The sequence below is a fragment of the Erwinia aphidicola genome (assembly GCF_024169515.1).
Taxonomy (GTDB): domain Bacteria; phylum Pseudomonadota; class Gammaproteobacteria; order Enterobacterales; family Enterobacteriaceae; genus Erwinia; species Erwinia aphidicola.
In genome coordinates this window covers 4,243,051-4,253,761 of record NZ_JAMKCQ010000001.1, presented here as the reverse complement: position 1 = coordinate 4,253,761, position 10,711 = coordinate 4,243,051, and the positions used below count along the sequence as shown (strand labels likewise).

The 10,711-nt window shown below is 58.8% G+C and carries 9 protein-coding genes; 5 read left to right on the top strand and 4 right to left on the bottom strand.

The window, feature by feature from the left end; all coding sequences use genetic code 11:
- Positions 1–32: 32 nt before the first annotated feature.
- Entirely contained in the window at positions 33–473 is a 441-nt protein-coding gene (locus J2Y91_RS19925) for a DUF2569 domain-containing protein (RefSeq protein ID WP_133623557.1), read from the bottom strand.
- 131 nt (positions 474–604) lie between these two features.
- A complete protein-coding gene (gene ydgT, locus J2Y91_RS19920; protein WP_048916113.1) occupies positions 605–820 on the bottom strand; it encodes a transcription modulator YdgT in 216 nt (71 codons plus the stop codon).
- Positions 821–1,412: 592 nt separating this feature from the next.
- Between ydgT and ytfQ the strand changes: the two genes are divergently transcribed.
- Genes ytfQ through yjfF form a run of 4 tightly spaced genes read left to right on the top strand, consistent with a single transcriptional unit; the run spans position 1,413 to position 5,934 of the window.
- Positions 1,413–2,369: a galactofuranose ABC transporter, galactofuranose-binding protein YtfQ gene (gene ytfQ / locus J2Y91_RS19915; RefSeq protein ID WP_048916107.1), complete on the top strand. Its 957-nt coding sequence runs from the start codon at positions 1,413–1,415 to the stop codon at positions 2,367–2,369.
- Positions 2,370–2,419: 50 nt separating this feature from the next.
- Positions 2,420–3,943 (top strand): galactofuranose ABC transporter, ATP-binding protein YtfR, encoded by a 1,524-nt coding sequence (gene ytfR / locus J2Y91_RS19910; RefSeq protein ID WP_133623558.1) that lies wholly within the window; start codon positions 2,420–2,422, stop codon positions 3,941–3,943.
- A complete protein-coding gene (gene ytfT / locus J2Y91_RS19905; RefSeq protein WP_133623559.1) occupies positions 3,936–4,955 on the top strand; it encodes a galactofuranose ABC transporter, ATP-binding protein YtfT in 1,020 nt (339 codons plus the stop codon). Before ytfR ends, ytfT begins: the two co-directional genes overlap by 8 nt.
- The gene (gene yjfF, locus J2Y91_RS19900; protein WP_133623560.1) at positions 4,948–5,934 is read left to right on the top strand and encodes a galactofuranose ABC transporter, permease protein YjfF; all 987 of its coding nucleotides are present in this window, start codon (positions 4,948–4,950) and stop codon (positions 5,932–5,934) included. The genes ytfT and yjfF overlap by 8 nt, the downstream gene beginning before the upstream one ends.
- A gap of 192 nt (positions 5,935–6,126) precedes the next feature.
- Here the strand turns inward: yjfF and araA are convergent, their stop codons facing one another.
- Together araA and J2Y91_RS19890 are read right to left on the bottom strand one after the other, a co-directional pair.
- The gene (gene araA / locus J2Y91_RS19895; protein WP_133623561.1) at positions 6,127–7,632 is read right to left on the bottom strand and encodes an L-arabinose isomerase; all 1,506 of its coding nucleotides are present in this window, start codon (positions 7,630–7,632) and stop codon (positions 6,127–6,129) included.
- A gap of 11 nt (positions 7,633–7,643) precedes the next feature.
- Positions 7,644–9,332 (bottom strand): ribulokinase, encoded by a 1,689-nt coding sequence (locus J2Y91_RS19890; protein WP_253539249.1) that lies wholly within the window; start codon positions 9,330–9,332, stop codon positions 7,644–7,646.
- Positions 9,333–9,704: 372 nt separating this feature from the next.
- Here J2Y91_RS19890 and J2Y91_RS19885 point away from each other — a divergent pair, with 372 nt between their 5' ends.
- Positions 9,705–10,688 carry an arabinose ABC transporter substrate-binding protein gene (locus tag J2Y91_RS19885; protein WP_048916101.1) on the top strand — a complete coding sequence of 328 codons (984 nt, stop codon included), beginning with the start codon at positions 9,705–9,707 and terminating at the stop codon, positions 10,686–10,688.
- Positions 10,689–10,711 lie beyond the last annotated feature (23 nt).

Here is a 10,711-nt window from a genome sequence, read left to right as displayed (position 1 = left end):
TCAGGATTAAATTCTTGACGTTTATTTCACCATCACGGCTCGATGAACGTGCTCTTAACGCGTTGAGAACGCTTGAAATAAGGCACCAGTATCGCTGCCGCCAGCAGGGCGATCAGTAAAGTCCGAATTGCCGCACCATCGGCCACCGGAGAGAAGGCAAAAGTCTTCACCGCCAGCAGCACGGTGAGTAGCAGCCACAAAATGTAGTGGCGCGGCAGCCGACGCGAGCGTTGACAGAAAATCCACGTCACCCAGGCACTGTAGCACCAGACTACGGTAGAGGTCAGCAGCGAGGCTCCCCACTGCCATAATGCGTTGCTTTCATGGCTGAACAGCGCGTTACGCATCGCCGGGTCGAGCAGGGCGCTTAAATACATTGCCATCACCAGCGCGCTGGTCAGCAAGGTCATGATCAGCCATGCCAGCGGCACCAGCAGCCAGCCTGCCAGGCGCGGTTTAGTATCAACAGCCACTTATTCATCCTTATCCAGTCAGCAAACTCTGCCATCAAGGCAAAAGGTGCACCGTCAGGATACACCTCATATCAGAAAAGGATTATACGGAACTTCATGCGCCAGGTCATTAACCAGAGCGAACTGGAACCTTAAACGACGTAGCGCCAGACGGTTTTTGGCACGCGTCCAAGGTCAAACAGGCGACCGCCGGAAACCAGCTCTGCGCGACGGTGATCGGCAGCGCGGTACATCTGAATAATTTCACCATCATCGTTAAGGGAATAGTTGAGATGGTCGAAGAGTTTTTCCAGAGTTTCCAGGGAATTAACTTTGCGAAATTTTAACAAATAGTCTTGAGCGGTCATATTGGCCATTTGCGAACGGAATAGTGAGTGATAAGTATATTATTTGGTAAAAAAGAGTCCAGAAAGTTCGCGATGAAATAGGTAAATTCAGACTAATGATGAAGATATTCGGGGCTGAAATAGATTTTTTAAGAGTTTTCTAGGAATTTTTATACCGCTTATTGATTTAGTGGTATTTAGGTTCATTTTATTGCGCGCCGCTATCCACTTCCTGTCACCGACTCACATCGCCCGGCTGCAAGCCAGCGTTTTGCCGGAATTTAGCAAACTGTGTAACAGCTCACAAATCCACACTTTACCCGACGTCGCAACCGCGCCGCACGGCGGCGACAGAACTGCACGCGGTATTGTAATCGCTTCCAAATGATTGCGGCGCAAACGCTTCTGTTTATTACAGTTATTTAACCTCAATTTGGCGCCCACTGCGTGATTTTTCCATATCGGCCCGCTAAGGCCTGGGGCGCGGGGTTGGCGTAAGCCATTTGTTTTGTTGCGTTTTGTGAGCATTGTCGAAAATGTTTTTTGGTGAATAGTACAGGCTTAAGTGGCTCTTAACCCTATTTGATAAAATCCCATCAGAGGAAAAATGATCATGTGGAAGCGTTTACTCTTATCCACCCTCATCAGTGCCAGCCTGGCGGCTCCAGCGCTGGCTGAATCCATGACTGTTGGTTTCTCTCAGGTTGGCTCGGAATCGGGCTGGCGAGCCGCAGAGACCAGCGTGGCGAAAAGTGAAGCGCAAAAGCGCGGTATCACGCTGAAAATCGCCGACGGGCAGCAAAAACAGGAGAACCAGATCAAGGCAGTGCGTTCGTTTATCGCCCAGGGCGTGGATGCCATCTTCATTGCTCCGGTAGTCCAGACCGGCTGGGAGCCGGTGCTTGAAGAAGCGAAAGATGCCAAAATCCCGGTATTCCTGCTGGACCGCGCTATCGTGGTCAAAGATAAATCGCTGTATCAGGCGGTCGTCACCGCCGACAACGTCTATGAAGGTAAGCTAATCGGTGACTGGCTGGTGAAACAGCAGGCGGGCAAGCCGTGTAACGTGGTTGAGCTTCAGGGTACCGTCGGCGCCAGCGTGGCGATTGACCGTAAGAAGGGCTTCGCTGAAGCGATTGCCAACACGCCAAATATTAAAGTGATCCGTTCGCAGTCCGGCGATTTTACCCGCAGCAAGGGTAAAGAGGTGATGGAGAGTTTCATCAAGGCAGAGAACAACGGTAAAAACATCTGCATGGTTTACGCCCATAACGATGATATGGCTATCGGTGCCATTCAGGCGATTAAAGAGGCCGGTCTGAAACCGGGTAAAGATATTCTCACCGGCTCCATTGACGGCGTGCCGGATATTTATAAAGCGATGCTGGCAGGTGAAGCCAATGCCAACGTCGAGCTGACGCCAAATATGGCCGGCCCGGCTTTCGACGCGCTGGAAAAACTTAAAAAAGACGGCACCATGCCGCCGAAGATCATCAAAACCGAATCGAAACTTTTCCTTCCTGCTGATGCCCAGGCCCAGCTGGATAAGAAAAAAGGTATGGGTTACTGATCCCCGGGCCGCCCTTGAGGGCGGCTTTTTTCATGGCGTGAGGCACGCGTATGACCATCGACTCCTCTCCACCGCCGCTGCTTGCCATTAGCGGCGTCAGTAAGTCCTTTCCCGGCGTGCGGGCGCTGGATAATGTCTCTTTCGACCTGCGTCCCGGTGAAATCATGGCGCTGCTGGGGGAAAACGGGGCCGGGAAATCGACCCTGATTAAAGTGTTGACCGGCGTTTATCAGCGCGATGCTGGCACCATTACCCTCTCCGGCAACCCGATCAATCCGCGCAATACCGCCGAGGCACAGCAGCTGGGCATCGGCACGGTGTATCAGGAAGTGAACCTGCTGCCGAATATGTCGGTTGCCGATAATCTGTTTATCGGGCGTGAACCGAAACGTTTTGGCCTGATAGACCGTAAAACGCTAAACCAGCGCGCGGTGAAATTACTTAACGACTACGGCTTCGAGCTGGATGTCACCCGCCCGCTGGGCCAGTACTCGGTGGCAATGCAGCAGATCATTGCTATCTGCCGCGCCGTGGATCTCTCCGCTCAGGTGCTGATCCTCGATGAACCCACCGCCAGCCTGGACGCCAGCGAAGTCGAGATGCTGTTCACGCTGATGAGACAGCTGAAGGCAAAGGGGATGAGCCTGGTGTTTGTCACCCACTTTCTCGACCAGGTTTACCGCGTCACCGACCGTATTACGGTGCTGCGCAACGGGCAGTTTATTGCCACGCGCGATACCCATTCCCTGCCGCAGATTGAGCTGATCAAACTGATGCTCGGCCGTGAGCTGCTGGAAACCGCGCTGCAGCGCGCGGGCAGCACGCTGAAAAGCAATCAGCCGGTGGTGGAATTTAAAAATTACGGCAAGAAAGGCACCATCGAGCCGTTCAGCCTGAGCGTGCGACCGGGCGAAGCGGTCGGGCTGGCTGGCCTGCTGGGTTCCGGGCGTACCGAAACCGCCGAGCTGCTGTTCGGCATTAAGCGTGCCGACAGCGGCAGCGCCTTTATCAAGGGTAAAGCCAAAACCATTCGCTCCCCGGCGCAGGCGTCTCGCCTCGGCATGGGCTTCTGCCCGGAAGACCGCAAAACCGACGGTATTATCGGTGCCGCTTCGGTGCGGGAAAATATCATTCTGGCTCTGCAGGCGCAGCGCGGCTGGCTGCGGCCCATCCCACGCCGCGAACAGCAGCAGGTGGCCGACCGCTATATCAAGAGCCTTGGCATTCGCACTCCGGACGCCGATCAGCCGGTTGAGCTGCTCTCCGGCGGCAATCAGCAGAAAGTACTGCTGTCGCGCTGGCTGGTGACCAAACCGCAGTTTCTGATCCTTGATGAACCGACGCGCGGCATTGATGTTGGCGCCCACGCCGAAATCATCCGCCTGATTGAGACCCTGTGTGCCGACGGCCTGGCGCTGCTGGTGATCTCCTCCGAGCTGGAAGAGCTGGTGGGCTACGCCGACCGCGTGCTGATCCTGCGCGATCGCCAGCAGGTGGCGGAGATTCCGCTGGAGCAGCTCTCCGTTGCCTCCATTGTTAACGCCATTGCGGCGGGAGGGGAGCAACATGCCTGATTCCCACTTATTGACGGGGAAACCGCCGATGCTGAAACGTAAACTGCCGCCGGGCCTGCCGCAGATTGGCGCGCTGCTGCTGGTGCTGCTGATCGACAGCCTGGTGGCCAATAACTTCTTTGCTATTCACGTGCAGGATGGTCGGCTGTTCGGCAGCCCGATAGATATCCTTAACCGCGCTGCGCCGGTGGCGATTCTGGCGATAGGGATGACGCTGGTGATCGCCACCGGCGGGATAGATCTGTCGGTCGGGGCGGTGATGGCGATAGCCGGAGCCACGGCGGCGACGCTGACCGTGGCCGGGCACAGCCTGCCGGTGATTATTCTGGTGACGCTGGGCAGCGGCCTGCTGTGCGGCCTGTGGAACGGCGTGCTGGTGGCGCTGCTGAAGATCCAGCCGTTTGTCGCCACGCTGATCCTGATGGTGGCGGGGCGCGGCATCGCGCAGCTGATCACCCAGGGGCAGATAGTCACTTTTAACAGCGACTCGCTGGCGCAGCTTGGCAGCGGCACGCTGCTGCTGTTTCCGGTGCCGATGTGGATCACCCTGGCGCTGGCGCTGCTGGTCTGGCTGCTGACGCGCAAAACCGCGCTGGGGATGTTTATCGAGGCCGTCGGCATCAACCTGCGCGCCGCGCGCAATGCCGGGGTGAACGGCTGGCTGGTCGTGATGAGTACCTATCTGCTGAGCGGCCTGTGCGCGGCAGTGGCCGGGCTGATCGTCGCGGCGGATATTCGCGGTGCCGATGCCAACAACGCCGGGCTGTGGCTGGAGCTGGATGCGATTCTGGCGGTGGTGATTGGCGGGGCGTCGCTGATGGGCGGCCGCTTTAATCTGCTGCTGTCGCTGATTGGCGCGCTGATTATACAGGCGATGAACACCGGGATTTTGCTCTCCGGCTTCCCGCCGGAGCTGAACCAGGTGGTCAAAGCGGTGGTGGTGATGGTGGTGCTGCTGCTGCAGTCGCCGCGCTTTATTCAACTGTTTAAACGAGGGCGCCGCCGTGATTAAACGTCATCTGCCGTTAATGATTACCCTGCTGGTATTTGTAGCGGGCTACCTGTTCTGCCTCAGTCAGTTTCCCGGCTTCGCCTCAACGCGGGTAATCGCCAATATCCTTACCGATAACGCCTTCCTCGGCATTATTGCGGTTGGGATGACTTTTGTGATCCTCTCCGGCGGTATCGATCTGTCGGTCGGCGCGGTGATCGCCTTTACCGGGGTGTTTCTCGCCCGCGCGATTGGTGATTTCCACCTCGATCCGTGGCTGGCGTTTGCGCTGGTGATGGTGATGGGCTCGGCGTTTGGCGCTTTTATGGGCTGGCTGATCGACGCGCTGAAAATCCCGGCGTTTATTATCACCCTGGCGGGGATGTTCTTCCTGCGCGGCAGCAGCTATCTGGTGGCGGAAAGCTCGCTGCCGATCGACCATCCGCTGTATGCCACGCTGTCGTCGATGGCGTGGAAAATTCCCGGCGGCGGGCGGCTCAGCCTGCTGGCGGTGATCATGCTGGTGGTGGTGGCCTTTGGCATCCTGCTGGCGCACCGCAGCCGCTTCGGTAATCAGGTGTATGCCATTGGCGGCAACGCCACCTCGGCGCAGCTGATGGGCATTTCGACGCGCAGCACCACGGTACGCATTTATATGCTCTCATCCGGCCTGGCGACGCTGGCGGGCATCGTCTTTTCAATCTACACCTCGGCGGGCTATGCGCTGGCGGGGATGGGCGTGGAGCTGGATGCCATTGCCTCGGTGGTGATTGGCGGCACGCTGCTCTCCGGCGGCGTTGGCACCGTGCTGGGGACGCTGTTCGGCGTGCTGATTCAGGGGCTGATCCAGACATGGATTAACTTCGACGGTACGCTCAGCTCGTGGTGGACCAAGATCGCCATCGGCGTCCTGCTGTTCGCCTTTATTGCCCTGCAACGCCTGCTGACCGTGATGTGGGATCGCCAGCAGAATGCGCCAGTGAAGCGGTTGATATCGTGAGAAAAAAAGGGTCGACCGAAAAAGAGGGTCGACCCCTACAGACCCTGTAGCGGCTGACCCACCCGGACATTGTAGCGGCTGACCTACCCGGACCCTGTAGCGGCTGACCCTCTTTTCCGGTCAGCCGGAAGGTGCAAAATAAAAGGGCGGACCTGTTTATGGGGCCGCCCTTGTTGTTTCCTGCCTGCAGGATTACCGCTGATTCAGACGGTAATACGCCTCGTTCCAGCGCAGTGCATCGCGGAAGCCGTGCAGCGTGGTCTCTTCGTCAATCACCAGCGCCTCGATGCCATTCAGCTCGGCATACAGGCGCATATCCTCCACCGTCAGCGCCTGGCTGAACACCGTGTGGTGCGCGCCGCCGCCGAGGATCCACGCCTCTGACGCGGTAGCCAGCGACGGCTGCGCACGCCACAGCGCACGCGCCACCGGCAGCTTAGGCAGCGCCTGCGGCTGTTCAATGGTATCCACCACGTTGACCAGCAGGCGGAAGCGGTCGCCCATATCAATCACGCTGGCATTTACCGCACGCCCGGCAGGTGCCGAGAAGATCAGGCGCGCCGGGTCAGCCTTGCCGCCGATGCCCAGCGGCTGCACGTCGAGCAGCGGTTTAGCTTCATGCGCGATGGTCGGGCACACTTCCAGCATATGTGAACCGAGCACCAGGTCGTTACCCGGCGCGAAGTGGTAGGTGTAATCCTCCATAAAGGACGTCCCGCCCGGCTGGCTGCCCGCCATGACTTTGAAGATGTGCAGCAGGGCGGCGGTTTTCCAGTCGCCTTCTCCGGCGAAGCCGTAGCCCTGCTGCATCAGGCGCTGCACCGCCAGCCCCGGCAGCTGCGTCATGCCGTGCAGCGTCTGGAAGTTAGTGGTGAAGGCGCGGCAGCCCTCGGCATCAAGGAAGCGTTTAATCCCCAGCTCTATCCGCGCCGCATCAAGCACGTTCTGCCGCTTATCGCCGCCGATCGCCGCCGCAGCGGAAAATTCATACTGGCTCTCGTATTCGTCAATCAGCGTGCTGACGTCGCCATCGCTCACCTGGTTGATCACCTCGACCAAATCGCCAACGCCCCAGCCATTCACCGCGTAGCCAAACTGGATCTGCGCCGCGACTTTATCACCCTCGGTCACCGCCACTTCGCGCATATTGTCGCCAAAGCGCGCCACCTTCAGCTGCTGGCTGGCCTGCAGCGCGGCGGCACCGCGCATCCACTGGCCGATACGCTGCTGGGTGGTTCGATCCTGCCAGTGGCCGGTCACCACCTGATGCGGCAGGCGCATGCGCGCGCCGATAAAACCGAACTCGCGGCCGCCGTGCGCGGTCTGGTTCAGGTTCATAAAGTCCATATCCATGCTGTCCCACGGGATTTCCGCGTTGAACTGGGTATGCAGCTGCAGCAGTGGCTTGTTCAGCACGCTCAGCCCGCCAATCCACATCTTGGCCGGGGAGAAGGTGTGCAGCCAGGTAACGATCCCTAAGCAGCCAAGATCGTGATTGGCCTCGCGGCACAGGGCCAGCGCTTCATCGGGGGTTTTTACCAGCGGCTTGAGCTGGAGTGTAAAGGGCAGAATCCCGGCACGATTCAGGCCCTCGACCACCTGCTGGCCGTGCTGCTCCACCTGGCGCAGGGTTTCCGCACCGTACAGATGCTGCGTACCAATCACAAACCATACGCTCTGGGCGTTTAACTGTGTCATAAAACGGTTCCTTAACTAGCTGACGAAGAGGTTGATGGGGCAAACTGCGGCTCAGCGCATTCACACCACTGAAGGTAACGCTGATAAAGCTGCTGGAAACGGGCCACGCGCTGCGGATCGGGCTGCAGGGTCTGCGCCAGCGGGCTGGCCATCTGGGCCTGCGCGCTCGGAATGTCGGGATAAACGCCGGCGGCGACGGCGGCAAAAATCGCCGCGCCGAGCGCACAGCACTCGTCGGAGGCGACGATATCCAGCGGGCGGTTCATCACATCGCAGCACACCTGCATGATGACCGGCGATTTGCGCGCAATGCCGCCCAGTGCCAGCACCTGCTGCACCGGGATATCCTGCTGTTCAAAGCACTCCATAATGGCGCGGGCGCCAAAGGCGGTGGCGGCGATAAAACCGCCGAACAGCGTGGGCGCATCGGTGCCGAGATTCAGGTCGGTAATCACCCCTTTCAGGCGCTGGTTGGCGAACGGCGTGCGGCGGCCGTTAAACCAGTCAAGCACCACCGGCAGATGGTCAAGCTGCGGGTCGGCGGCCCAGGCCGCGGTGAGCTGCTGCAGCAGATCGTTTTGCATCGCTTCCAGCTGCGGTCTGAGTTCAGGCTGTTGCTGAGCGGCCTGCACCAGCGGCCAGCTCAACAGGCGGCTGAACCAGGCATACATATCGCCAAACGCCGACTGCCCGGCCTCCAGCCCGATCATTCCCGGCATCACGCTGCCGTCGACCTGGCCGCAGATACCTTTGATTGCCCGGTCGGCGACGCGCTCAGCATCGGCGATCAGGATGTCGCAGGTCGAGGTACCGATCACTTTCACCAGCGTGTAGGGCTGTGCCCCGGCCCCAACCGCGCCCATATGGCAGTCAAACGCACCGCCGGAAATAGTGACACTGCCAGGCAGGCCGAGCCGTTCGGCCCATTCTGCGCTCAGCACGCCCACGGGGAGCTCGGCAGTGAAGGTATCGTGAAACAGCGGGTGATCGAGGTCGCGGGTCAGCAGCGGGTCGAGCGCGTTAAGAAACTGCGCGTCCGGTAAACCCTGCCATAGCGGGTGCCACAGCGATTTATGCCCGGCGGCGCAGCGCCCGCGCTTCAGCTCTGCCGGGGCAGTGGTGCCGCTCAGCAGCGCCGGTACCCAGTCGCACAGCTCCACCCAGGAGACTGCCGCCTCACGCACTGCCGCATCGCTGCGGCTGACGTGCAGGATTTTGGCCCAGAACCATTCAGAGGAGTAAATGCCGCCGATAAAGCGTGAATAGTCCTGATATTCGCCGCTGTGGCACAGCCGGGTAATCGCCTCGGCCTCTTCAATGGCGGTGTGGTCCTTCCACAGCACGAACATTGCGTTAGGGTTATCAGCAAACTCCGGGCGCAGCGCCAGCACCCGGCCTTGGCGATCGATTGGCGCAGGGGTGGAGCCGGTAGAATCGACGCCGATGCCCACCACACTCTGGCGCTGCTCGGGCGTCATCTGCGTGACAACGTCACGTATAGCCTGCTCCAGCGCGTCAATATAGTCCTGTGGGTGATGGCGGAACTGGTTGTGCGCCGGCATACAGTAGTGCCCGGCCTTCCAGCGTGGGTAGGCCACGACCTGCTTAAACAGCTCGCGTCCGCTGGCGCACTCCACTGCCAGTGCCCGCACCGAATCGCTGCCAAAATCCAGACCGAGGGTAATCGCACCCTTATGCATAGTTGTTCTCCGTTATTTTCAGAACAGGCTTTTTTCATGTCCCTCTATCCTGGAAAGCTCGCGGCAATCACGTTAGGTGCGGCTGGCTGCAAATATGCACTTTTCTGCCATCAGCGGGGGTTATGTGATGGGCTTCAAATGTTGCGTGACGGTTAAACTGGCTGAATAGATGGACAAAACGACTGTAATTTCAGGGTGTGATAGCGCTCTACAAATTTTCCCTTGCATGCGGGTAAAACTAGCGCACTACCGTCACTGTTACGCCGTCAGTGCTCAGGTAAGGTATTGAATAGCAGCTTTTAAATTTATGAACATCCGATTGTTACCGTTTACACAAACCCGCGTAAAGCGGGCACTGAGCCGGAGAGCCTCATGCACAAATTCACTCAAGCGCTGGCCGCGATTGGCCTCGCCGCCGTTATGTCACAATCCGCTATGGCGGAGACCATGAAACTCGGTTTTCTGGTGAAGCAGCCGGAAGAGCCGTGGTTCCAGACTGAATGGAAATTCGCCGATAAGGCCGGTAAAGAGATGGGCTTTGAGGTGATTAAAATCGCCGTGCCGGACGGTGAGAAAACCCTGAACGCCATCGACAGCCTGGCCGCCAGCGGCGCGAAAGGGTTCGTTATCTGTACGCCGGACCCAAAACTGGGCTCCGCCATTGTCGCGAAAGCGCGCAGCTATGACCTGAAGGTGATCGCCGTTGATGACCAGTTCGTCACCGCCAAAGGTAAACCGATGGATAGCGTGCCGCTGGTGATGATGGCCGCAACCAAAATCGGCGAGCGCCAGGGGCAGGAGCTGTACAAAGAGATGCAGAAACGCGGCTGGGATGCGAAAGAGACTGCGGTAATGGCGATCACCGCCAACGAGCTGGATACCGCCCGTCGCCGCACCGGCGGGTCGATGGATGCGCTGAAGGCTGCTGGATTCCCGGAAAAACAGATTTATCAGATCCCAACCAAATCCAACGATATTCCCGGCGCGTTTGATGCCGGTAACTCCCTGCTGGTGCAGCATCCGGAGGTGAAGCACTGGCTGATCGTTGGTATGAACGACAACACCGTGCTGGGCGGCGTGCGCGCCACCGAAGGTCAGGGCTTTAAGGCGGCCGACGTCATTGGCATCGGGATTAACGGCGTGGATGCGGTAAGCGAACTGTCGAAAGGTGCCGCGACCGGCTTCTACGGCTCTCTGCTGCCAAGCCCGGACGTGCACGGCTACCGCAGTATCAAGATGCTGCATGACTGGGTGACCAACGGCACCGAGCCTGCCAAGTTCACCGAAGTGACCGACGTGGTACTGATTACCCGCGATAACTTCAAAGCCGAACTGGCGAAGAAAGGGCTGATGTAATCAGTGACACCGGGTCGGGCATG

What these genes read in the sequence shown, in the direction of transcription:
- ydgT (WP_048916113.1), bottom strand. Translation starts at nt 820, where the DNA reads ATGACCGCTCAAGACTATTTGTTAAAATTTCGCAAAGTTAATTCCCTG.
- ytfQ (WP_048916107.1), top strand. Translation starts at nt 1,413, where the DNA reads ATGTGGAAGCGTTTACTCTTATCCACCCTCATCAGTGCCAGCCTGGCG.
- ytfR (WP_133623558.1), top strand. Translation starts at nt 2,420, where the DNA reads ATGACCATCGACTCCTCTCCACCGCCGCTGCTTGCCATTAGCGGCGTC.
- ytfT (WP_133623559.1), top strand. Translation starts at nt 3,936, where the DNA reads ATGCCTGATTCCCACTTATTGACGGGGAAACCGCCGATGCTGAAACGT.
- araA (WP_133623561.1), bottom strand. Translation starts at nt 7,632, where the DNA reads ATGACACAGTTAAACGCCCAGAGCGTATGGTTTGTGATTGGTACGCAG.
- J2Y91_RS19890 (WP_253539249.1), bottom strand. Translation starts at nt 9,332, where the DNA reads ATGCATAAGGGTGCGATTACCCTCGGTCTGGATTTTGGCAGCGATTCG.
- J2Y91_RS19885 (WP_048916101.1), top strand. Translation starts at nt 9,705, where the DNA reads ATGCACAAATTCACTCAAGCGCTGGCCGCGATTGGCCTCGCCGCCGTT.